Here is a 21813-nt window from a genome sequence, read left to right as displayed (position 1 = left end):
CCGTTGTTCACCGCGCTGTCACCATTCGTTGACCAAGGGTCACTCTCCGGTTGGGGGTGTGACGGAATCGTGCTGACGCATGACCGGCAGGCGACCCACGCGCAGCACGTTTCCCCGCACCTCCACCGGGCCCACCGGGCCCGCCGGGCGGAGGCGGCTGCTGCTGGCGGGCGCCCTGGCCGCCTGCGCCTCGCTGACCGCGGGCTGCGGCGTCGTGCCCGGTGCCACGGGCTCCGGGGGCGGCACCGTCACCGTGATGACCTGGGCGCCGGAGAACACCAGGGCGACCAACGAGCCCGGCATGCCCGCCATGGCGCGGGCCTACGCCCGCTGGGTCAACGGCCACGGCGGCATCGCGGGCCACAAGCTCACCGTTCTGACCTGCAACGAGGGCAACGATCCCGTGGGGGCGGCGAAGTGCGCCCGGCGCGCGGTCAAGGAGAACGCCGTCGCCGTCGTCGGCTCCTACAGCCAGTACAGCGACTCCTTCTTCCCGCCGCTGGAGAGCGCGGGCATCCCGTACATCGGCGGCTACGGCGTGACCACCACCGAGTTCACCCGGGCGCTGTCCTACCCGGTCAACGGCGGCCAGCCCTCCCTGCTGGCCGGCCTCGGCCGGGAACTCGCCGCCGGCTGCGGCCCCGTCGCCCTGGTCCGGCCGGACACCATCGCGGGCGACGAAGTGCCCACCCTGCTCGACGCCGGCCTGCGGGCGGGCCGCCACGCGGGCGCCCACGACCAGCGGGCCGCCGAGGACGCCACCGAGTACTCCCGCCAGGCGGACCGGGCGCTGCGGCAGGCCACCGCCGAGCCGGGGAGGACGGGGTGCGTGGTACCCGCCCTCGGCGAGCGCACCGACACCTTCATGGACTCCTTCCGCCGCGAGCGCGGGAACCACCCCGCCGTGCGCACCGCCGCCCTGGTCGGCAGCGTGGACCAGCCGGTGATCGACGCCGCCGGCGGCGCCTCGGGGCCGTACGAGGGCGCCCGCCTCACCGGCTGGTACCCGGTCGCGGACGATCCGCGCTGGGACACCATGAAGAAGGTGATCAACGAGGAGGCCTTCGGCGACAACCGCGTCGACCCCGCGGACGCCGGGGTGCAGACCACGTGGATCGCCTACACGGTGCTCCGGGCCGTGCTGCGGAGGATCGGCTCCGGCGAGGTGAGCGCCACGGCCGTACGGCACACCCTGGACGACGGGCTGACGGTCGGCACGGGCGGCCTCACCCCGCCGCTGCGCTGGCGGCTGTCGGACCTGCTGGACTCGGCCGGCTTCGCCCGCCTGGTCAACGCCCACGTGACGCCCCAGGTGGTGGAGGGGGGCCGGCTGAAGCCGGCCGCCAAGGGCTTCGTCGACGTCAGCGGCGCGCTGGAGAACGCGGACATCGGCTGAGGCCGCGCGCTCCGGCGCCCGGCGGGACGGGGGCCGCGGGGGTCCGCGGAGGTCCGCAGGGGGCCGCGGAGGTCCGCAGTGGCCCGCAGGGGTCCGCAAGGGGGCCGCCGTACGGACTGCGGCTCACTCAGCCCACGACCCCGGGACCCCGGGGCCCCGGCGGGCCGTTCAGAGCTGGGTCGGCTGGCGCTGGGTGAGGCCGTACGTCTTGGCGATCGCGTTCCACAACTGGGCGGCCTTGACCTTCTGGGCGCTGGCGACACCGCTCTGCCGGTTGCCGGCCTGGGTCTCGGCCGTGGAGCGGGCGTGGCCCTTCTTGCACACCTTCTTGCCGTGTGCCTGGTCGGCCCACGCCGCGTAGTGCCGGTCGGCCGACTCCGAGGCCCGCCACGCGCTGGTGAGCGCCGCGGTCAGCTCGGCGTTGCGGGGCAGCTTGTCGACGGACAGCTGCCCCAGCCGGGTCACCAGCCCCTTGCGCTGCTCGGCGGCGTCGCGCAGGCCGGAGGCCGCCTGGTCGAGGTTGTCGCAGTTCTTGACGTCGGCCACGGCCTTGATCACCGCGGCACGGCTGCTGCCGCTGTCGTTGAGCAGCTTGTCCAGGGCGACCGCCTGCTGCCGTGCCGGGTCGGCGGACGCCGAGGGGGAGCTGCCCTCGGTGGCCGGGGCGGTGGCGGAGACGGTGGTGTTGCCCTTGCCGCCGGAGCCGTCGTCCTCGCCGCCCGCGAGCAGCGCCCCGGCGCCGACGCCGAGGACGACGATGGCCACGCCGACCGTCGCGATCAGCGGCACTCGCGAACGCGTCCCGCGGCCTCCCCGGCCGCCTCCGTCACCGTCGACGTCGCCGAAACCGGCGCCGGCCGGGTCGTGGGCGGGCCGGGCGGCGGGCTGCTGCTGGAAGCGGGGCAGCTGCTGGGTGGCGCCGGCGGGCTCCCCGCCGGGGCCGCCGCGGAAGAGGTTGTCGAACTCGGCGGGCGTCTGCCGCCCGCCGCCCGCGTCCACGGGCGGGATGTACTGGGTGGGCTCGGCATCGGGACGGCCGCCGGCCGCTGCGGGCGGCACCGGTCCGGGGCCGCCCTGGGGTATGCGGCCCAGGTAGTGGGTCGCGGGGTCGCCCGCCCCCTCCGCGGGGAGCGCCCCGGGCGCCACCGGCGGCAGGTACTGCGTGGCGCCCTCGTTCACCGGGGAGCCCGTCACCGGCGGCAGGAACTGGGTGGCCCCCTCGTCCACCGCCGCGCCGGTGACCGGCGGCAGGAACTGCGTCGCTCCCTCGTCCGCCCCGGCCGCCGGGTGACCGGCGCCGGGCGCGCCGCCGTGACCGGGGGCGCCGTAGGGGGACGGCTGCGGCTGCCCGCCCTGGACACCGTAGGCGTGGCCGCCCGGCGGGGTCTGCGGAGTGTGGCCGCCGTAGGACTGCTGCGCGCCGTAGGACGGCGCCGGGGCGCCCTCGGGAGGCAGCGGGCCCGCGCCCGCGCGGGCGGCGCCGCCCTGCTCGTCCCAGCCCGCCTGCGGTGTCCGCGGGTACTGCTCCGGGGAGCCCCAGGACTGCCCCGCCGCCTGCCAGCCCTGGCCGGCCGAGGGGTCCGGTCCCTGCTGTCCCGGGCCCTCCTGCCCCGGGCCCCACGGCCGGCCCCAGGCCTGACCGCCGGCCGGGACCTGGCCGGCCGACTGTGCGGACGGGCCGCCGGACGGGCCGCCCGTCGTGCCCGGCAGCAGGGGCTCACCACCGTCGGAGGGCAGCACGATGCCTTCGCGCGCGGGCCGCGCCGAGGGCTCCTCGCCCTGTCCACTCTGCGTCACCGGGACTCCTACGACTGGGGGACCTTCCGAATCGTCGGCTCACGCTACCGGGTCCCCGGAGCCCGCTGCCACGCAGCACAGGACCGGACCTCCCTCCCTGTGACCGCAGTAACAAAACCCGCCCGCCATGCGCTGTATAAGCCCCACGCGCTTCACCGGGGCGCCCCGGCAGGCCGGCGCCCGGGCCATCTCCGGGCCGTGTCCGGGCCGTGCCCTGCCTCCCTCCGGCCTCCGCCCGGCACCCGCCCGGCCTCCCTCCGGCCTCCGCCCGGCGGCGCGCCGCGGCACGCTCAGGCCGCGATCTGCATGTCCAGCCGCGCCCCGAACTCCCGCACCACCGGCTCGTCCCGGTACGGCTCCAGACGCTGCTGGAAGTCCTCCAGGTACTCCGCGCCCCGGTTGGACCGCAGCGTCTCGAGCAGCTCCACCGCCTTCAGCCCGGTGTGGCAGGCCTGTTCGACCTCCCGCTGCTGCACCTGCGCGGTGGCGAGCAGCACATAGCCGATCGCCCGCCGCCGCGCCCGCGAGACGGGATGCCCGGCCAGCGCCTCCTCGGCCCGCCGCGCCGCCGCCTCCGCCTGCCCCAGGTCCCGGTGGCAGTGCGCCAACTCGTCGGCGAGATAAGCCTCGTCGAAGTGCGCGATCCACGCCGGGTCGTCCCCGGTGTCCGGCTCCGCGGCCCCCAGCGCGCTCACCGCCCGCCCGGCCGCCAGCTCGGCCGCCCGCGCATCGCCCATCAGGGCGTGCCCGCGCGCCTCGGCGGCGAGGAACATCGCCTGCGCGCGCGGGGTCACGCGACCGCGCGCCCCCTCCTGCGCCGCCCGGGCCAACTGCGCGATCTCCCGCGGGTTCCCGAGCTGCGCGGCGAGATGGCTCATGGACGCGGCCAGCACGTACCCGCCGTACCCGCGGTCCCCGGCCGCCTGGGCCAGCCGCAGCGCCTGGATGTAGTAGCGCTGCGCCAGGCCCGGTTGGCCGGTGTCCACGGCCATGTAACCGGCCAGCTCGGTCAGTCGCGCGACCGCGGCGAACAGGTCGCGGCCCACCGCCTCCCGGTACGACCCGGCCAGCAGGCCCGAGACGACGCTGTTGAGGTAGTGCACGACCACCGGACGCACATGCCCGCTGCCGTAGGTGTGGTCGAGGTCGACCAGCGCCTGCGTCATGGCCCGCACCGCCGCCACGTCGGACTGGCCCACCCGCGGCCCGGCCGAACGCGCGACCTGCCCGTCCGGCGCGGAGATGAGCCAGTCCCGGCTCGGCTCGACCAGCGCGGACGCGGCGACCGAGGAGCCGGACAGGAAGTCCCGCCGGCCCACGTCGCTGCGCCACAGCTCGCAGACCTGCTCGATGGCCCCCAGCACCGTCGGCGAGAACTGCAGGCCCACGCCCGAGGCGAGGTTCTTGCCGTTGGCCATGCCGATCTCGTCGATCGTGACCGTACGGCCGAGCTTGCGGCCCAGCGCCTCGGCGATGACCGCCGGTGCCCGTCCGCGCGGCTGCTGCCCGCGCAGCCAGCGCGCCACGGACGTCTTGTCGTACCGCAGGTCGAGGCCGTGCTCGGCGCCGCACATGTTGACCCGGCGGGCCAGCCCTGCGTTGGAGCAGCCCGCTTCCTGGATGAGCGCCTGCAGCCGTTCGTTCGGCTGCCGCGCTACGAGAGGCCTTGCGGCCATGGCGTGAACCCCCTGCTTCCTGGCCGTTCCGTGTGGCTGCGGTGCCTGCCCGCGCACCTCAGTCGACGTCTCTTCCACGGCCGGCCCCGTCGCGTCCCGGCGAGGGAACCCGGCCGTGAAGATCGATGCCCAGCGGACATACCGAAAATGCCAGGCATATGAGGATTGCCGGGGCGAAGAAAGGATCCCCCCACTCAGCACTACCCCGCGCCCGGCCGCGATCCTCCCGCGCGCCCCCACCCGTGCACCCATGCGCCCCGGGCGCGGACCCGATGCTCCTCCCCCGCGCGCGGTGTCCGCGTAACTCCAGGTGGACGCGGGAGTTGAGTGGAACGTGGAAGAGACGATCGCGGGCACGGAAGCCGCACAGATGGCCGGTCAGATCCCCAAGCAGCGCGGGGACTCGCTGCTGGAGACAGCCGTTCGCTACGCCGAGGAGCGCCACTGGGACGTGTTCCCCGGCACCTGGCTGGAAGCCGTCGACGGGGTGCAGCGCTGCTCCTGCGGCGACCCCGTGTGCGCCGCGCCCGGCGCGCACCCGGCCCGGACGGACTGGGCGGCCCAGGCCACCGGCAGCGCGACGGTCGCCCGCCGGATGTGGCAGAAGCATCCCAGGGCGTCCATCCTGCTGCCCACCGGCCGCACCTTCGACGCGATCTGCGTGCCGGAGACCGCCGGGTTCCTCGCCCTGGCCCGGATGCAGCGCATGGAGCTCGCCCTCGGGCCGGTGACCCTCACACCGGAGCGGCGCATGCACTTCTTCGTGCTGCCGGGCGCGTCCACGAAGGTGCCCGAGCTGGTCCGCAAGCTCGGCTGGTCGCCGGCCTCCCTCGACCTGGTCGCCCTCGGCGAGGGCGCCTACGTCGCCGCCCCGCCCACCCGCTACGGCTCGCGGGGCGCCGTGCAGTGGGCCTGCCGGCCGACCCCCGCCAACCGGTGGCTGCCCGACGCGGAGGAACTCATCTCGCCCCTGGCCTACGCGTGCGGCAGGGACCGGTAGCACCACCGCGCCGGAAGGGGCGCCGCCGCCTCCGCTTCTTCCGGGCCGGCTGTTCCCCCGTAGGGTGATCCCCGACGGAGGGAGCCGGAGTGGTGGGAGCCGACGCCGTACGGGTACGGGGGCTGTGGAAGCGGTTCGGGCAGCAGATCGCCGTCGCCGGGATCGATCTGGACCTGCCCGCAGGGAAGTTCATCGGGCTGGTCGGGCCCAACGGGGCGGGCAAGACGACCACCCTGTCCATGGTCACCGGCCTGCTGCGGCCCGACCAGGGCACGGTGGAGGTCGTCGGGCACGACGTGTGGCACGACCCGGTCGCCGTCAAGGCGCGGATCGGCGTGCTGCCGGAGGGACTGCGGCTCTTCGAGCGGCTCACCGGCCGCGAACTGCTCGTGTACAACGGGCGGCTGCGCGGACTGCCCGGACCCGAGGTGGAGCGGCGGGCGACACAGCTGCTCGACGTGCTCGACCTGGCCGGCGCCCAGCACAAGCTGGTCGTCGACTACTCGACCGGCATGCGCAAGAAGACCGGCCTGGCCTGCGCCCTGCTGCACAACCCCGACGTCCTCTTCCTCGACGAGCCGTTCGAGGGCGTCGACCCCGTCTCCGCGCAGACCATCCGGGGCGTCCTCGAGCGGTACACCGCCTCCGGCGCCACCGTCGTGTTCTCCTCGCACGTCATGGAACTGGTCGAGTCGCTGTGCGACTGGGTCGCCGTCATGGCCGCCGGCCGCATCCGCGCCCACGGCCCCCTCGCCGAGGTGCGGGGCGAGGCGCCCACCCTCCAGCAGGCGTTCCTCGAACTCGTCGGCGCACGCGACCGGGACACCGGCTCCGACCTCGACTGGCTGGGCGGCGGTGCGCGATGAGCGACGGGACGCCCGCCACGCCCGCCGCCACGCCCGCCCCGGTGACCGCCTCGGTGACCGCCCCGGTCACCCCCGTCGTCGTGCGCCTGAAACTGTCGCTGCTGCGCAACGGGCTGCGGCAGTCCGGCGGACGGCGCGCCGCCTACATCGCCTCCGCCGTCGTCGCGCTGCTGTTCGCCGCCTCCCAGCTGATCGGGCTCGTCGCCCTGCGCGGCCACGCGCACATCGCCTCCGTGGCCGTTCTCGGCACGGCCGTCCTGGCACTGGGCTGGGCCGTGATGCCGCTGTTCTTCCCCAGCGGCGACGAGACCCTCGACCCCACCCGCCTGGTCATGCTGCCCCTGCGCCCCAGGCCGCTGGTCCGGGCGCTGCTCGCGGCCTCCCTGGTCGGCGTCGGCCCGCTGTTCACCCTGCTGCTGCTCGTGGGCTGCGTGATCTCGGTGGCGCACGGACCGGCCGCCGGCGTCGTCGCGGTCCTCGCCCTCCCGCCGGCCCTGCTGGTGTGCGTGGCACTCGCCCGGGCCGTGGCCGCCGCCAACATCCGGCTGCTGACCAGCCGCAAGGGCCGGGACCTCGCCGTGCTCAGCGGACTGGTCGTCGCGATCGGCGCACAGCTGGTCAACTTCGGCATGCAGCGCCTGGGCTCGGCGGGACTCGCACCGCTCGACCCGGCGGCCGGCGTCCTGCGCTGGGTGCCGCCCGCGTCCGCCGTCGGCGCCGTCGACTCCGCGAGCAGGGGGTCGTACGGCGTCGCGGCGGCCCAGCTCGCGCTCACCGTCCTGGCCCTGGCCGCCCTGCTCACGGTGTGGCGGCGCAGCCTCACCCGGCTGATGACCTCCCCGGACGCCTCCACGCTCCAGCCCGACGGCACCGGCGCCCGCGCACGCGGCCGCACCGCCGGCCTCGCACGGCTGCTGCCGGCCGGCCGCACCGGAACCGTCATGGAGCGCAGTCTGCGCTACGTCTGGCGCGACCCGAAGACCAAGGCGGCCTGGGTGACCTCGCTCGCCATCGGCCTGATCGTGCCGGTGTTCAACGCCCTCCAGGGCACCGGCTCCCTCTACTTCGCCTGCTTCGCCGCCGGAATGCTCGGCATCCAGATGTACAACCAGTTCGGCCAGGACACCTCCGCGTTCTGGATGGTCGCCCTCACCGTCTCCACCCCGCGCGACGCCTACGTCGAGCTGCGCGGGCGCGCACTGGCCCTGCTGGTGGTCACCCTGCCGTACGCCACCGTCGTCACCGTGGTCACCACGGCGCTGCTCGGCGACTGGGAACGGCTGCCCGAGGTCCTCGGCCTGTCCTTCGCCCTGCTCGGCGCCATGCTCGCCACCGGCGCCTGGACCTCGGCCCGCTTCCCGTACTCCATCCCGCAGGAGGGCTACAAGAACGTCGCCCCCGGGCAGGTCGGCCTCGCCTGGATCTCCATCTTCGGCGGCATGGTCGCGGCGGCCCTGCTGTGCTCCCCCGTCATCGCCCTCACCATCTGGGCGAACGTCAGCGCCGGCGGCCACGCGTGGAGCCTGCTGCTGCTGCCGCTGGGCGCCCTCTACGGCGCCGCGCTCACCCTGCTCGGCCTGCGCCTGGCCGCTCCCCGGACCGCGGCCCGGCTGCCGGAGATCCTCACGGCGGTCAGCAAGGGCTGACGTCCACCGGCGGGGGCGGCCGGGCAAGGGCTGACGTGCGCCGGGGCGGTCGGCAAGGGCTGACGTGCGCCGGGGGCGGTCGGCAGGGGCTGACGCGCACCGGGGCGGTCGGCCGGCGGACCCGGGCCGGTGCGCGTGCCGTGCCGTCAGCCCGTGAGGACCGCGTCGAGGAACGGCTCGATGACCGCCCGCCAGGCCTCGGGCTGGTCGTAGTGGACCAGGTGCCCGGCGTCGGCCACCTCGGCGTACTGGCCGCGGGGCAGCACCCGCACCATCTCCTGCGCCTCCGCCCGGCCGAGTTCGCCGTCGAGACCGCGTACCACGAGGGCGGGGCAGCGCACCTGGGCCAGCTCCTCCCAGTGCGCGTCGTACACCCAGGTCTCGCGGGAGGCGAGCATCTGCTCCGGGTCGAAGACGGGACGCCAGCCGTCCGGTCCCTCGTGCATCACCTCGGCGTAGAACGCGCCGCGCGCCGGGTTGGGACGCTCCACCCACGGGTCGTCCTCGCCGAACCACTTGCGGACGTCGGCGAGCGTGGCGAAGGGAACGGGCCAGGCCCGGAACCAGTCCTCCCACTCCCGCTGGGAGGCCGCGCCGAGCGCGGAGGCCCGCATATCGCAGATGATCACACCGCGCACCAGGTCGGAGCGTTTGGCGGCGAGCTGCCAGGCGGTCAGGGCGCCCATGGCGTGGCCGATGACGACGGCCGGGGCGAGGCCGAGCTGCTCCAGGGCGGCCTCGGCGTCCTCGACGTAGGCCTCACGGGTGTAGGCGGCCTGCGGGGGCTTCTCGCTCTGCCCGTGGCCGCGCTGGTCGAGGGCCACGGCGCGGTGCCGGCCGGACAGCCAGCGCGCGGTGGAGGCCCAGTGGGAGGCGCGGCCCATCAGCCCGTGCAGTAAGAGCACGCCGCTGGTCCGGGTGGGCTCACCGGCGCCGGGGGCCGGACCGTTCGCGCCCTGCTGGGCCGGGAGGAGGGGGCGGCCGCCGGGGCCCTTCCCCCGCGGGAGGCCGTCCGCGAACCGCTCCGCGCCGTCCTTCGGGGGGTCACCGAATTCCCAGGCGGCCAGCCGTACACCGCCCGCTCCGGTCACGTCGATGCGCCGCACCATTGGTCCTGGCACCCCCCTGCCTCCGCTGGGACCGCCCGTTCGGGTCGGGCCGGCCGGTCCTGTGGTCCACGTTCCGCGTTGTGTATGCCGTCGTGCACGTTGCTGCGGCGCGGGCCCCGTACGGCCCGTCACCCCCAGGTTATCGAATGCGTATTCGAAAACGCCGCTTCCGCCGCGAACACCCCTCGTTCGAGTGACCCCCCGCGAGGAATGATCGCCGCCGAGGCGGGGAGATCTTCAACAGGAGGCGGACCGCTCGGGGAAAAGGGGTCCGAGGGGGATGACCCTGAGAGCTCGGGGCTCCGGGTCAGCACAGGGGAGGACAGGCCCCGGCGCCGCACGGCGCCGGGGCCCTCCACACGTCTGCGGCACATACTCCCGCCCCTCCAGGTCATATGCCTCACGCGACAGCCTCGCACGCGAAGCGGCCGAGCGCTGCGATTCGACGCACGGAAATTTGGATTCGACGAGATCGTTTCGGACACCACAACTGTCCCGGCCCCCACAACAGTTGACTGGCGCTCAGAAATCTCACTCGAAAGAGTGAGCCAGCCGCGGACCGTCCCGCAGCCGGGCCACCTCACCCCGCACGACCGCTGTGACCCCCGGGCACGGCAGGGAGCCATGCCCGTGCGCTCAGCGCTTGGCCACGAACACGTGCGACGCCACGTCCGCCGCCAGCTCCGCGGCCTCACCGCCGCTGCCGACCAGCACACCGCCCGCCGACTCCGTCACGCTCACCACCGAGCCCGGCTGCACGCCGGCCCGGCGCAGCGTGTACATCAGCTGCGCGTCCGTCTGGATCGGCTCGCCGATCCGCCGGACCACGACCGTCTTGCCGTCGGCCCCGGGGTCCAGATCCGCCAGCGACACCATCCCCTCGTCCAGGAACGGGTCCGCGCCGTCCTTCTCCCCCAGCTCCTCCAGCCCCGGGATCGGATTGCCGTACGGCGACTCGGTCGGGTGCCGCAGCAGCTCCAGCACCCGGCGCTCCACCGCCTCGCTCATCACGTGCTCCCAGCGGCACGCCTCGGCGTGCACCTGCTCCCACTCCAGGCCGATCACGTCGACCAGCAGACACTCCGCGAGCCGGTGCTTGCGCATCACCCGCGTCGCCAGCCTGCGGCCCTCGTCCGTGAGCTCCAGATGCCGGTCCGGCGCGACCCCCACGAGCCCGTCCCGCTCCATCCGCGCCACCGTCTGGCTCACCGTCGGCCCGCTCTGGTCCAGCCGCTCCGCGATCCGGGCGCGCATGGGGACGACGCCTTCCTCCTCCAGCTCGAGGATGGTGCGGAGATACATCTCCGTGGTGTCGATCAGTCCGGACATACGTGCCCCTCGATTTACTTTGCCGGAAGCCCGGCGGCTCCTCGGTGCGTGCGCTGGCCCTGTTCCCAATTCTGACGCATACCACCGACAACCGAGGCGCTCCGGGAAAACGCCGGCCGCCCCCGTACACGCAGACGACCCGCGAGCTGGGTCCCTCCGCCTCACGGCGGAGAAGCCGGCCGGACGTACCGGCAGCTCGCGGGTCGGGTGACTGCTTGGGATTGGGCCGGCTGCACGCATCTGTCGCGCACTGGTCCGGCACCGCACTGGGTGTGGTGACGGGCCGCTAGCCCGCAGCCACCTCCGACGTCCGGTGTGTGTACATGCTCCGAACCACCTCCCTTCTTCGGTGACACAAACCCTAGGAAGCGTCCGCCCCGGGATCAACACCTTTTTTCACGGCTCGCTCGGTCCGCAGGCCGTAGCCGTAGCCGTCGCCCCGCTGGACGAGGCGCAGATTCCGGTGGGAGACGTCGAGGCGCCCCTTCGGTGTCATCACGCTGTGCTGTCCCCTGGCCCGCACGGAGACCCTGCCGGTCCACGTCCCGGCGCGGGGCCCTGCGGGGACGACGGCCCGGACGAGATCTCCCGTCACGAACCCGAAGTGCTGTTTCGCGCGGGGGCGCACGAGGCGCGGGAACCCGGACCGGTCCGGAGTCGTGCGGGCGCAGGAGTCACGCCCCGTGGCCGTCACCACGAGCACCTGCCGTCTCGTGAGCGTGCCGGGCCAGGCGTGCACGGGTCTGCCGGGCGCGTGCAGCACCTCCATGAGCCGCCATCGCGTCGTGTTCATGTGTACGGGGCCGACGCTGACCGCCTGGGCCCACGCTCGGGCGCGGTCGGGGGACGGGTCGCCCCTTCGTGCGCATCCTGCGCTTTCCTCGAGCGCCGTAGCGCATTCGCTGGTACGGCGCGACGGACGTCGCCCGCTCTCAGTCGTGGTCGTGCTTGAGCAGACCCGCCAGGTCCAGGCAGATGGCGATGCGGGTGGCGATGTGTTCGGCGTAGGTGGTGTCGGGGCGTTCGAAGGGGGTGCGGGCGGGGCCGCGGAGGAAGGTGACGACGCCCAGGGTGCGGCCGCGGCTGCGCAGGACCGCGCACAGGGCGTGCACGGTGTCCGGCGGCCACTGGCGGGCCTGCGCCCAGGCGCGTGCCTGCTCGGGGGAGGCGGTGCCGGCGGTGGCGCGGACCGAGCCGGTGCGTTCCACGCACTGGAGGGCGGGGTGGCCCTCCGGGTAGCGGACGGGCAGGCCGGCCCGGCCGGTGAGGAGGCTGGGGCCGGGGCCGCCGGAGGGGGTGGCGGCGACGCGGACCAGGCGTACCGGTGCGGTGGGCTCGGTGCCGGGCTCGGTGGTGGCGCCGGCCAGCCGGTCGATCAGGGCGTGGTCGGCGAAGCCGGCGAGGGCGAAGTCGAGGTGGACGGTGGCGGCCTCGGCGGGGTCCTCGCACTCGGCGGCGGCGCGGGCGGCGCGGTGCAGCTGGTTGGTGCGGAAGCGCAGCAGGGAGGCTTCCTGCTCGGTCTGCTTGGCCTCGGTGACGTCGGCGAAGAGCCAGGCGACGCCGAGCGGGACGGGTTCCTCGGCGAGGGGCGAGGCGAGGCGGACGAAGCCGCTGCGCCAGCAGCGGCGCCGCTCGCCCTCGGGGGTGCGCACGCCGACCCAGATCTCGGCGGGGGCGGGGGGCGCGCCTTCGGCGAGGACGTGGGTGAGGGCGCTCTCGAGTTCCTCGACGCCCTGGGCGAGCAGTTCGCCCAGGGGGCGTCCGAGGGCGGCGGTGCGTCCGGTGTTGAGGGCGCGGGCGGCGTGGGCGTTGACGACGGCGGGGCGCAGGTCGGCGTCGACCAGGACGACGCCCCAGGAGGCGTCCTGGAGGAGGGCCTCGCTCAGAGCGATGGACCGTTCCAGGTCGATCTGCGCGTGGACCTCGCTGAAGGCGCAGTAGAGGCCGGCGGGTTTGCCGTCGGGGCCGCGTACGGCCGCGGACTGGGTGCGGACGAGGACGCGGCCGCCGTCCTTGGTGAGCAGGGCGAACTCGTGCACCTGCCGTCCGGGGGCGTGCATGGCGGACAGCAGCCGGTTCTCGACCTCCTCGGCGTCGGCGCTGCGTACGGCCCAGCCGGCGAAGCCCTGCCGGCCGACGGCCTCGGCGGCGGTCCAGCCGAGGATGCGCTCGGCCTCGCGGTTCCAGTGGGTGACGACGCCGTGCGCGTCGAAGGCGCACAGGGCGGCGTCCATGCCGTCCAGGAGGGCGGCGAGCAGGTCGGAGCCGTCGGGGCCGTGGTCGTCGGCGGGGCCGTCGCGCTCCGGCTCGGGTTCGTCCGGGCCCAGCTCGTCGGTGGCCCCACTACGCCGGGAAGCACTCACCTGAACCCCCTGCAGGCTGCGTCCGCACGTACGGCGCGTTGGTTCGCTCACTTGCAATCATTCAACTCGAACGTGACTCAGCGCACACGGGGTTCCCCAAGATTGGGAAAATCATTGCGCGCGAGGCATCGCGGGGGGGCGGCGGGGCGGCGGGGTGCGTGGGCGGGGCGCTCGCGGGGCCGGTGGCGGTCGCAGGTCGCGTGTGCTGGTGACGGGTGGCGGGTGGCGGTGGCGGTGGGAGCTCTCGCCGTGTCAGTGGCGGTGGGAGCGCTCGCGCCGTGTCAGTGGCGGTAGAAGATGCGGTCGGCGTACTGGTCGAAGACCCGGGCGTTCCACGCGTGGCCGCCGTCGACGTTGCCGGAGCGCAGCAGCGGGGGTTCGATGCCGCGGTCGGCGAGTGCGGCGGCGGCGGTGGCCATGACCGCCTGGAGCAGGGCGGTGGTGACGACGGTGGAGGCGGGGGCGAAGGGGGCGGGGACGGTGTCGAGGGCGAGTTCGGCGTCGCCGATGACGATCTTGGAGTCGAGGACCAGGTCGCAGTGGTCCTTGAGGTGGGTCCCCGAGGCGTGGCGTGAGGTGGTCCCGGTGGCGTAGGCGACCGAGGTGACGCCGACGACCTTGACTCCGCGGGCGCGGGCGGTCATGGCCATCTCGACCGGGAGGGCGTTGCGGCCGGACAGGGAGATGATGACGAGGACGTCGCCGGAGCGGAGGGGCGAGGTGTCCAGGACGGCGGTGGCGAGGCCGTCGACGCGTTCGAGGGCGGAGCCGAGGGTGGCCGGCACCACGTCGACGCCGACGGCGCCGGGGACGGCGAGCAGGTTCATCAGGGCCAGTCCGCCGGCCCGGTAGACGAGGTCCTGGGCGGCGAGGGAGGAGTGGCCGGCGCCGAAGGCGAAGAGCCGGCCGCCGGCGGCCACGGTGTCGGCGAGCAGTGTGCCGGCCTCGGCGATCGCTTCGGCCTCCTCGTCGCGGACCCGCTGGAGCAGGCCGATGGCGGCGTCGAAGAACCGGCTCGCCGGCGGGCGGTCGCTCATGCGCGGTCCGTTCTCTCGTGGTGGCTGTGTGTCGCGGATCACGGTGAGGTCTGGACCAGTGCCGTGTCAATACGGCCCGCCCGGGGGTGCCGGCGGGCGGTTCAGGGGCTGAGCCGCTCCACGTGCCAGCCGCCGTCGGGGGCGGCGACGTACCGCAGCCGGTCGTGCAGGCGGTTCTCGCGGCCCTGCCAGAACTCCACGGACAGGGGGGCGACGCGGAAGCCGCCCCAGTGCGGCGGTACGGGCACCTGCGTGCCCTCGGGGTAGCGGGCGGCGAGTTCGGCGTACGCCCCGTCGACCACCGCGCGCGAGGCGATCACGGAGGACTGGGTGCTGGCCCAGGCGCCGAGCTGGGAGCCGTGCGGGCGGGTGCGGAAGTAGGCGGCGGTCTCGTCGCGTCCGGTGCGGCGGGCGACGCCCTGGACGATGACCTGGCGTTCCATGGGGTGCCAGGGGAAGAGCAGCGAGACGTAGGGGTTGCACGCCAGGTCGCGGGCCTTGCGGGACTCGTAGTTGGTGTAGAAGACGAAGCCCTGTTCGTCGAATCCCTTGAGCAGGACCGTGCGGGAGCTGGGCCGGCCCTCGGCGTCCGCCGTGGAGACGATCATCGCGTTGGGCTCGTACAGCCGGCCCTCGGTCGCGGCCTGCTGGAACCAGCGGGCGAACTGGGCCACGGGGGTGTCGGCGAGGTCGGATTCGGCCAGGCCCTCCTCGCGGTAGTGCTTGCGCATGGAGGCCAGCTCGAGGGGTGCGTTTTCTCCGGCTTCTCGGTCGGTCACGCGGTCATCTTGCCGTACGGCCCCCCGCCGGGCGGGAGGGTGTCCTTGGTCACTGCCCGGCACCGGGTGCCGGGTGCCCTCCCCAACCGGGGCACCCGGGGATATCGTGCTGCTGCCGTCCGGGTTGGGTGACCGCCGGCCGCACGGGGCACTAGTGGGACGACGGCCCCGGACCGCGGGCCGGACCGGGGAGCCGGACCCTGAGCCGTCGTGGACGACCATGAGCCGTCGCGGGCGACCGCGAGCCGTCAGGGACGACCGCGAGCCGTCGGCGACGACCGCGGGCCTGCCGCGACGGCGGCCGGGCGCACACCCGCTTCCGCCATCCGACACATGGTCGTCGTCCCCCTCGCACCATCTGTCGCACCGACCACGAGGAGCCGCCTGATGTCCGACTTCGTACCCGGGCTCGAGGGAGTCGTCGCGTTCGAGACGGAGATCGCCGAACCGGACAAGGAGGGCGGCGCCCTGCGGTACCGGGGCGTCGACATCGAGGACCTGGTCGGCCATGTCTCGTTCGGCAACGTCTGGGGGCTGCTGGTGGACGGCGCCTTCAATCCCGGTCTGCCGCCCGCCGAGCCGTTCCCGATCCCGGTCCACTCCGGTGACATCCGGGTGGACGTGCAGTCGGCGCTGGCGATGCTGGCCCCGGTCTGGGGCCTGAAACCGCTGCTGGACATCGACGCCGGTCAGGCCCGCGAGGACCTGGCGCGGGCGGCGGTGATGGCGCTGTCGTACGTCGCCCAGTCGGCGCGCGGGCAGGGCCTGCCGATGGTGCCGCAGCGGGAGATCGACAAGGCGAGCACCATCACCGAGCGGTTCATGATCCGCTGGCGGGGCGAGCCGGACCCCAAGCACGTGGCGGCGGTGGACGCGTACTGGTCGTCCGCCGCCGAGCACGGCATGAACGCCTCCACCTTCACCGCCCGGGTCATCGCCTCCACCGGCGCGGACGTGGCCGCCGCCCTGTCGGGCGCGGTCGGCGCGATGTCCGGCCCGCTGCACGGCGGGGCGCCGTCCCGGGTGCTCGGCATGATCGAGGAGATCGAGCGGACCGGGGACGCCGTGGGGTACGTCAAGCGGGCGCTGGACCGCGGTGAGCGGCTGATGGGCTTCGGCCACCGGGTGTACCGGGCCGAGGACCCGCGCGCGCGAGTGCTGCGGCGGACCGCCAGGGAGCTGGGCGCGCCGCGGTACGAGGTGGCCGAGGCGCTGGAGAAGGCGGCCCTGGAGGAGCTGCACAACCGGCGGCCGGACCGGGTGCTGGCCACGAACGTGGAGTTCTGGGCGGCGATCATGCTGGACTTCGCCGAGGTGCCGGCGCACATGTTCACGTCGATGTTCACCTGTGCCCGGACCGCGGGCTGGTCGGCGCACATCCTGGAGCAGAAGCGGACGGGCCGCCTGGTGCGGCCGTCGGCCCGCTACGTCGGCCCGGGCCCGCGCAGTCCCCAGGAGGTCGAGGGCTACGCCGACATCGCCCACTGAGCGCCCCGCGAGGACGCCTGGGACGGACGGCGAGGGCGCCGGGACGACGGGAAGGCGGGGGACAGCGAGGGCGCCGGGGACGGCGGGAACGCCGGAGACGGCGAGGACGCCGGAGACGGCGAGGACGCGGGGGAGGCCGCGGGCCGGCCATGACCGGCCGCGACTGGTCATGGCCGGCCGCGGCCGCACGCACCGCGCCCGAGCCGCAGCGGGTCGCCGGGCTGATCGCGGGCGGCCAGTACGCCGACGCGGGCACGGCGGGGCGGCTCGGCGCCCCGACCCCGTCGCCGACGTCGTCGCGAACTCGCCCACGACGAGCAGCAGACCCTCGCCGACACCGCTGCCGGCCTCGACACCGCGCAGCTCGGCGCGGCCGTCTCGGCGCTGCCCGTGCCCGCGATCCCGGCCCTACGCCTCTCCGCGCTGCCCGCACGGCCCTGCGCCGCCTGATGCCGCCCTCGCGCATGAGGCACCGCGCCCCGTCCCACGCCACCGCGTGGGCCGCCATCGCGACCGCTGCGGGGACCCGCCCCCGCGCCCGCCGCATTCGGCGTCCCCGCACCGCAGCCGGGGCGCGCCGGCCGACAACCGCCCGCGCCCCGCGCCGCACCATGCCTCGGGCGCAGGTCAGCAGGGCGGCGTGGTGGTGTAGCGCGGCCCGCGCGGCTGGTCCCACTCCAACCGAGCGGATCCCCGCACCACGGCCGGGGCGAGGGCCCGGACCCGCGCCCCGGCACCGCAGCCGCCCCTTGGTGGCCGCCCCGCGCCCCGCGCAGGGGGCTCCGCCCCGCGCCCGGGCCGGCAGGTCCGTGTCCCGGCAGTCCGCGACCGGGTGCGGGACCCCGCACCGCGCCCGCCCACCGTGTGGGCCCCCGGGGCCTTGCCCCGCGCCCACCGCGCGGGCCCCGCACCCCGGCCGGGGCGAGGATCCGCCCCCGCGCCTGCCCGTCCGCCACATGCGGGGCGCGTCGGGTGCGGGTGGCCCGGGGCTCAGGCGCGGGTCAGCAGGTCCGCGTGGTGGCGTTCCGCTACCAGGGGGTGGGCGCGCAGTTTGCCCTTGAGCTCGTTGTAGCCGTAGTCGGCGAACAGCGGGTTGTCCGGGTCGTCGGTGACGCCGGGGGCGGCGTCGGCGTGCGGGAAGGGCAGCGGGGCGATGCGGGCGTCCAGGCGCGGGTTGTAGAAGAACGGCACGGAGAACCGCTCGGTGGCGCCGGGCGGCGAGACCACCCGGTGGTTGGTGGCCACCAGGTAGCCGTTGGTGGCGACCTCCAGCAGCTCGCCCAGGTTGACCACGAACGCGCCCGGGATCGGCGGCACGTCGTGGAACAGCCCGTCCTCGCGCTGCACCTGGAGGCCGCCGATCCCGTCCTGCAGCAGCAGGGTCAGGAAGCCGTAGTCCTTGTGGGCGCCGACGCCCTGGCCCGTGCCGTCGCCGGCGCTGCCCGGGTAGCGGACCAGCTTGAGGTGCGGGTGGGCGTGCGCGCCGAAGACGGGGTCGTAGAAGCCGGCGGGCGCGCCGATCGCCGTGAGCAGCTCGTGCAGCAGCTTGTGGGCGACCGCGCCGAGCCGGTCGATCCAGTGCAGGGCCGCGGTGCGCAGCCCGGGCAGGGCGGCGGGCCACTGGTTGGGGCCCTGGAGCCACCAGTAGGGGGGCTCGTCGGGGCCGGGGACGCGGGCGGGCCGCTCGGCGCCTATGTCGAGCTGGTCCCGCCAGTCGCGGGCGCCGCCGGTGCGCTCGTCGCCGGTGCGGGTGTAGCCGCGGAAGTGGGGCGAGTTGACGTTGTCCAGGGCGAGGCGGTCGGCCTCGGGCAGCCGGAAGAAGGCGTGCGTGGCGCCGAGCAGCGCGTCGGTCTCGGCCCGGGTGACGCCGTGGCCGACGAGCTGGAAGAAGCCCACGTCGTGGGCGGCGCTGTGCAGCTGGGCGTGCAGCAGTGCCCGGGCCTGGGGGCCGCGGTCGGCCGCGGCGAGGTCGATGATCGGGAGCTGGTGGTACGACCGGTCGGTCGCCGTGTTCGTCATGAGTCGCGTCCGCGGGGTGTACGGGACCCGTGCGGCGGCTGTGGGTGGGCGCGCGGCACGGGTGGCCTGGGTGAAGGGAGAGGGGGCGCTCGCGGCCGCCGGGGGCGGTGCGGCGCCGGGCGGGCTCGGCCGCCGGGGAGGGGCCTGGTCAGGCAGAGCGCCGACAGCCCATGCTCGTGACGCGCGCGTAGTCCACGTGGCGGCGTCGTACGAGCAGCAGAGGCATGGGGCAAGGGTAACGCCCCTCGGGCGTCCCTCAAGCCTCCTTCGAACGCCCCTTGAACGCCCCTTGAACGCCCCGCGAACGCCCCTCAGCCGAGGGCCTCCTGGAGCAGGGTCGCCCACTGGGACACCACGCGGTCGCGGCGGGCGGTGTCGTCGGTGAGGAGGTTGGCCAGGCCCAGGCCGCGGGCCATGTCGAGGAAGCCCTGGACGCTCTCGCGGACGCCGGGGCGGGACTCGTCCGCGCCCAGCAGGTCGACGGCTATGCGGTGGGTCTCGCGGCCCACGCGGGCCTCCAGCTCGGTGACGCGGGCGCGCAGCTGGTCCTCGTTGGAGGCGGCGACCCACAGGTGCAGGGCGGCGCGGAAGAGGGGGCCGGTGAACAGGTCGACGAGGGCGGCAAGGACGGCCCGGCGGTCGCCGGCCGCGCCGTCGGGGAACAGCTCGCGCAGGGCGGTGGAGCGTTCCTCGGCGACGAACTCGACGGCGGCCGTGAACAGGTCCTCGCGGGTGGGGAAGTGGTGCTGGGCGGCGCCCCGGGAGACCCCGGCGCGCTCGGCGACGACGGAGACGGTGGAGCCCGCCCAGCCGTGCTCGGCCAGGCAGGCCACCGCGGCCTCCAGGAGCCGGCGCCGGGTGGCCCGGCTGCGGTCCTGCTTGGGAACGCGGTCGGCGCGGTCGGGGCGATCGCCGCGATCGGCGCGGTCGCCGCGGCCGGCGTGGTCCGCTCGGTCCTGTGTGGTCACACCACCCATTCCGGATCCCGTCGTTCTAGGAAGGCCGTCATCCCCTCGCGGGCCTGGGGCGAGGCGAACAGCCGGGCCGAGAGCGCGGTCAGCTCGGCCGCGTCCCGGTCGAAGGCTTCCAGCACCCTAGCCGTGAGCAGCCGTTTCGTCTCGGCGAGGGCCTGGGGGGCGGAACGCCGCAGGCCCTCCAGGACGGGTTCGAGTACGGCGTCCACGTCGTCCCCGGCCGCGGTGAGCAGGCCGGTCCGTACGGCCTCGGCGGCGTCGAAGCGCTCTCCGGTGAGGTAGTGGCGGGCCAGTGCGCGCGGGTCGGCGCGGGGCAGCAGGGTGAGGGAGATGACGGCGGGGGCGACCCCGATGCGCACCTCGGTGAAGGCGAACGTGGCCGTGTGGGCGGCGGCGGCGATGTCGCAGGCGGCGAGCAGTCCGAGGCCGCCGGCGCGGACGTGCCCGGTGACCCGGGCGACGACCGGCCGGGGCAGTTCGGCGATCTGCCGGAGCAGGGCGACCAGCGCGTCCGGGCGGGGCGGGTCGCGCAGGTCGGCGCCGGCGCTGAAGGTGGTGCCGGTGTGGGTGAGGACGACGGCGCGGACGCCGGGGTCCTTGGCGCAGTCGGCGAGCGCCCCGGACAGCTCGGCGACGAGCGCGGCCGACAGGGCGTTGCGGTTGCCCGGCGAGTCGAGGGCGAGCGTCTCGACGGCGCGGGTGCGGCTTCGGGCGATCAGGGTCACCGCTGCTCCTCGGCTTCCCGCTGCCGGCGCTCCCTGAGGTCGCGCAGTTCGCGCCGGAGGATCTTCCCGGAGGCGGCGCGGGGCACCGCGTCGAGGAAGGTGACCCGGCGGACGCGTTTGTAGGGGGCGACGCGCTCGGCGACGTACATCATGACCTCGCTCTCGGACAGGCCGGCGGCGGACGGCTGGCGCACCACGTGGGCGTGCGGGACCTCGTTGCCGGAGTCGTCGTAGACGCCGATGACGGCGGCGTCGGCGATGCCGGGGTGGGTGAGCAGGAGGGCCTCCAGCTCGGCGGGCGCGACCTGGAAGCCCTTGTACTTGATGAGTTCCTTGACCCGGTCGACGACGAACAGCCAGCCGTCGGCGTCGACGTGCCCGACGTCGCCGGTGTGCAGCCAGCCGTCCTCGTCGATCAGGGCGGAGGTGGCCTCGGGCCGGCCCAGGTAGCCCTTCATGACCTGGGGTCCGCGGATGAGGATCTCGCCGGCCTCGCCGGGGCCGAGGTCCTTGCCGGGGTCGGTGAGGGAGGCGATGCGCATCTCGGTGCCGGCGATCAGCCTGCCGACGGTGCCGGGAGGGGCCTCGTGCAGGGCGTCGGGGGGTACGACGTGCGTGCCCGGCGACAGTTCGGTCATGCCGTAGGCCTGGCCGACGGGCGGCAGGCCCAGGCGCCGGGAGCAGGCCGCGGCCAGCGCGGCGTCCAGGGGCGCCGCCGCGCTGATGACGTATTTGAGCGAGCTGAGGTCGTACTGGGCGACCGCGGGGTGCTTGGCGAGGGCGAGGACGATCGGCGGGGCCACGTACAGGCTGGTGATGCGGTGGTTCTGGACGGCCGCGAGGAAGGTGTCCAGTTCGAAGCGGGGCAGCACCACGACGGTGGCGCCCTTGCGCAGGGGCGCGTTCATCAGGGCGGTCAGCCCGTAGATGTGGAAGAAGGGCAGGACGGCGAGAACGCGTTCGCCGGGGCCCGAGCTGATCGCGGAGTCCAGCTGGGCGAGGTTGGTGGCGATCTGCCGGTGGGTGAGCATGACGCCCTTGGGGACGCCGGTGGTGCCCGAGGAGTAGGGCAGGGCCGCGACGTCCTCGGCCGGGTCGATGGCGACGTCGGGTTCGGGCGCGGTGCAGGCGAGCATGTCGGCCAGGGAGCGGTGGCCGGGCGCGCTGTCGCAGACGAGGATCTCCTTCACGCCGCCGGCGAGTTCGGCGGCCCGGCGGGCGGCGTCGAGCAGGGGTGAGACGGTGACGATCCAGCGGGCCCCGGAGTCCTTGAGCTGCTTGGCGAACTCCTCGGGCGTGGCGAGCGGGTGCACGGTGGTGACCGAGGCGCCCGCGCGGGTGGCGGCGTAGAAGGCGATGGGGAAGGCGACGGTGTTCGGGCTGTGCAGGGCGAGCACGTCGCCCTTGCGGACGCCGGTCTCGGCGAGGGCGGCGGCGACCCGGCGGTGGAAGCGGTCGACCTGTGCGTAGGTGAGGGTGGTGCCGTCGGTGCCGTCGATCAGGGCGGGCGCGTCGCCGAAGGCGGCGGCGTGCCCGAGGACGGCGTCGTGGATGGGCAGTTCGATGGGCGGAACGTCTTCGTACGCGCTGCGGAACACGGTTCCTCCTC

The 21813-nt window shown here is 74.9% G+C and carries 17 protein-coding genes and 1 pseudogene; 6 read left to right on the top strand and 12 right to left on the bottom strand.

Translation table 11 applies throughout. The features are described 5' to 3' along the window. Positions 1 to 79: 79 nt before the first annotated feature. The gene (locus ACI2LW_RS10545; protein WP_404730788.1) at positions 80 to 1396 is read left to right on the top strand and encodes an ABC transporter substrate-binding protein; all 1317 of its coding nucleotides are present in this window, start codon (positions 80 to 82) and stop codon (positions 1394 to 1396) included. Positions 1397 to 1564: 168 nt separating this feature from the next. On the opposite strand, the gene ACI2LW_RS10540 is transcribed toward ACI2LW_RS10545, so the two are convergent. Both ACI2LW_RS10540 and ACI2LW_RS10535 read right to left on the bottom strand, forming a co-directional pair. Next, positions 1565 to 3193 carry a hypothetical protein gene (locus ACI2LW_RS10540; protein WP_404730787.1) on the bottom strand — a complete coding sequence of 543 codons (1629 nt, stop codon included), beginning with the start codon at positions 3191 to 3193 and terminating at the stop codon, positions 1565 to 1567. Positions 3194 to 3483: 290 nt separating this feature from the next. After that, the gene (locus ACI2LW_RS10535; protein WP_404730786.1) at positions 3484 to 4869 is read right to left on the bottom strand and encodes a transcriptional regulator; all 1386 of its coding nucleotides are present in this window, start codon (positions 4867 to 4869) and stop codon (positions 3484 to 3486) included. A 334-nt stretch (positions 4870 to 5203) separates the two neighbouring features. On the opposite strand from ACI2LW_RS10535, the gene ACI2LW_RS10530 reads away from it, so the two are divergent. The 3 genes from ACI2LW_RS10530 (at position 5204) to ACI2LW_RS10520 (ending at position 8381) form a co-directional block, all read left to right on the top strand. Further along, positions 5204 to 5869, top strand: a complete 666-nt coding sequence (locus ACI2LW_RS10530; protein ID WP_404730785.1) for a bifunctional DNA primase/polymerase — start codon at positions 5204 to 5206, stop codon at positions 5867 to 5869. A gap of 89 nt (positions 5870 to 5958) precedes the next feature. Further along, positions 5959 to 6735 (top strand): ABC transporter ATP-binding protein, encoded by a 777-nt coding sequence (locus ACI2LW_RS10525; RefSeq protein WP_404730784.1) that lies wholly within the window; start codon positions 5959 to 5961, stop codon positions 6733 to 6735. Further along, positions 6732 to 8381 (top strand): transporter, encoded by a 1650-nt coding sequence (locus tag ACI2LW_RS10520; protein WP_404730783.1) that lies wholly within the window; start codon positions 6732 to 6734, stop codon positions 8379 to 8381. Before ACI2LW_RS10525 ends, ACI2LW_RS10520 begins: the two co-directional genes overlap by 4 nt. Positions 8382 to 8527: 146 nt before the next feature. Here the strand turns inward: ACI2LW_RS10520 and ACI2LW_RS10515 are convergent, their stop codons facing one another. From ACI2LW_RS10515 to pdxH, 6 genes are all read right to left on the bottom strand, one after another. After that, positions 8528 to 9490, bottom strand: coding sequence for an alpha/beta fold hydrolase (locus ACI2LW_RS10515; protein WP_404730816.1), 963 nt, complete (start codon positions 9488 to 9490; stop codon positions 8528 to 8530). 636 nt (positions 9491 to 10126) lie between these two features. Then, positions 10127 to 10819, bottom strand: a complete 693-nt coding sequence (locus ACI2LW_RS10510; protein ID WP_404730782.1) for a metal-dependent transcriptional regulator — start codon at positions 10817 to 10819, stop codon at positions 10127 to 10129. A gap of 361 nt (positions 10820 to 11180) precedes the next feature. After that, a complete protein-coding gene (locus ACI2LW_RS10505; RefSeq protein ID WP_404730781.1) occupies positions 11181 to 11612 on the bottom strand; it encodes a hypothetical protein in 432 nt (143 codons plus the stop codon). A gap of 139 nt (positions 11613 to 11751) precedes the next feature. Beyond that, entirely contained in the window at positions 11752 to 13182 is a 1431-nt protein-coding gene (locus ACI2LW_RS10500) for a PAS domain-containing protein (RefSeq protein ID WP_404730780.1), read from the bottom strand. A gap of 281 nt (positions 13183 to 13463) precedes the next feature. Continuing rightward, entirely contained in the window at positions 13464 to 14219 is a 756-nt protein-coding gene (locus ACI2LW_RS10495; protein ID WP_404730779.1) for an SIS domain-containing protein, read from the bottom strand. A gap of 101 nt (positions 14220 to 14320) precedes the next feature. Then, positions 14321 to 14998 carry a pyridoxamine 5'-phosphate oxidase gene (pdxH, locus tag ACI2LW_RS10490; protein ID WP_404730778.1) on the bottom strand — a complete coding sequence of 226 codons (678 nt, stop codon included), beginning with the start codon at positions 14996 to 14998 and terminating at the stop codon, positions 14321 to 14323. 387 nt (positions 14999 to 15385) lie between these two features. Between pdxH and ACI2LW_RS10485 the strand changes: the two genes are divergently transcribed. Beyond that, a complete protein-coding gene (locus ACI2LW_RS10485; RefSeq protein WP_404730777.1) occupies positions 15386 to 16486 on the top strand; it encodes a citrate synthase 2 in 1101 nt (366 codons plus the stop codon). A 277-nt stretch (positions 16487 to 16763) separates the two neighbouring features. Next, positions 16764 to 16873 (top strand): annotated as a pseudogene (locus ACI2LW_RS10480) (RpiR family transcriptional regulator); the annotation flags it as partial. A 603-nt stretch (positions 16874 to 17476) separates the two neighbouring features. Here ACI2LW_RS10480 and ACI2LW_RS10475 read toward each other — a convergent pair. From ACI2LW_RS10475 to ACI2LW_RS10460, 4 genes are all read right to left on the bottom strand, one after another. Then, entirely contained in the window at positions 17477 to 18505 is a 1029-nt protein-coding gene (locus tag ACI2LW_RS10475; protein WP_404730776.1) for an isopenicillin N synthase family dioxygenase, read from the bottom strand. Between the two features lie 311 nt (positions 18506 to 18816). Beyond that, positions 18817 to 19482 carry a TetR/AcrR family transcriptional regulator gene (locus tag ACI2LW_RS10470; RefSeq protein WP_404730775.1) on the bottom strand — a complete coding sequence of 222 codons (666 nt, stop codon included), beginning with the start codon at positions 19480 to 19482 and terminating at the stop codon, positions 18817 to 18819. Further along, positions 19470 to 20204, bottom strand: a complete 735-nt coding sequence (locus tag ACI2LW_RS10465) for an enoyl-CoA hydratase family protein (protein WP_404730774.1) — start codon at positions 20202 to 20204, stop codon at positions 19470 to 19472. The genes ACI2LW_RS10470 and ACI2LW_RS10465 overlap by 13 nt, the downstream gene beginning before the upstream one ends. After that, positions 20201 to 21802, bottom strand: a complete 1602-nt coding sequence (locus tag ACI2LW_RS10460; protein ID WP_404730773.1) for a 4-coumarate--CoA ligase family protein — start codon at positions 21800 to 21802, stop codon at positions 20201 to 20203. Before ACI2LW_RS10460 ends, ACI2LW_RS10465 begins: the two co-directional genes overlap by 4 nt. Between the last annotated feature and the right edge of the window lie 11 nt (positions 21803 to 21813).

The sequence above is a fragment of the Streptomyces sp. NPDC004065 genome, assembly GCF_044903565.1.
In the GTDB taxonomy this organism is placed as follows: Bacteria; Actinomycetota; Actinomycetes; order Streptomycetales; family Streptomycetaceae; genus Streptomyces.
Note: the sequence above shows the minus strand (reverse complement) of the source record. Positions and strands in the feature narration are given on the sequence as shown.

Coding starts and splice junctions, on each gene's coding strand:
- ACI2LW_RS10545 (WP_404730788.1), top strand. CDS start 80: ATGACCGGCAGGCGACCCACGCGCAGCACGTTTCCCCGCACCTCCACC.
- ACI2LW_RS10535 (WP_404730786.1), bottom strand. CDS start 4,869: ATGGCCGCAAGGCCTCTCGTAGCGCGGCAGCCGAACGAACGGCTGCAG.
- ACI2LW_RS10520 (WP_404730783.1), top strand. CDS start 6,732: ATGAGCGACGGGACGCCCGCCACGCCCGCCGCCACGCCCGCCCCGGTG.
- ACI2LW_RS10515 (WP_404730816.1), bottom strand. CDS start 9,490: ATGGTGCGGCGCATCGACGTGACCGGAGCGGGCGGTGTACGGCTGGCC.
- ACI2LW_RS10510 (WP_404730782.1), bottom strand. CDS start 10,819: ATGTCCGGACTGATCGACACCACGGAGATGTATCTCCGCACCATCCTC.
- ACI2LW_RS10505 (WP_404730781.1), bottom strand. CDS start 11,612: ATGAACACGACGCGATGGCGGCTCATGGAGGTGCTGCACGCGCCCGGC.
- ACI2LW_RS10495 (WP_404730779.1), bottom strand. CDS start 14,219: ATGAGCGACCGCCCGCCGGCGAGCCGGTTCTTCGACGCCGCCATCGGC.
- ACI2LW_RS10485 (WP_404730777.1), top strand. CDS start 15,386: ATGTCCGACTTCGTACCCGGGCTCGAGGGAGTCGTCGCGTTCGAGACG.
- ACI2LW_RS10475 (WP_404730776.1), bottom strand. CDS start 18,505: ATGACGAACACGGCGACCGACCGGTCGTACCACCAGCTCCCGATCATC.
- ACI2LW_RS10470 (WP_404730775.1), bottom strand. CDS start 19,482: ATGGGTGGTGTGACCACACAGGACCGAGCGGACCACGCCGGCCGCGGC.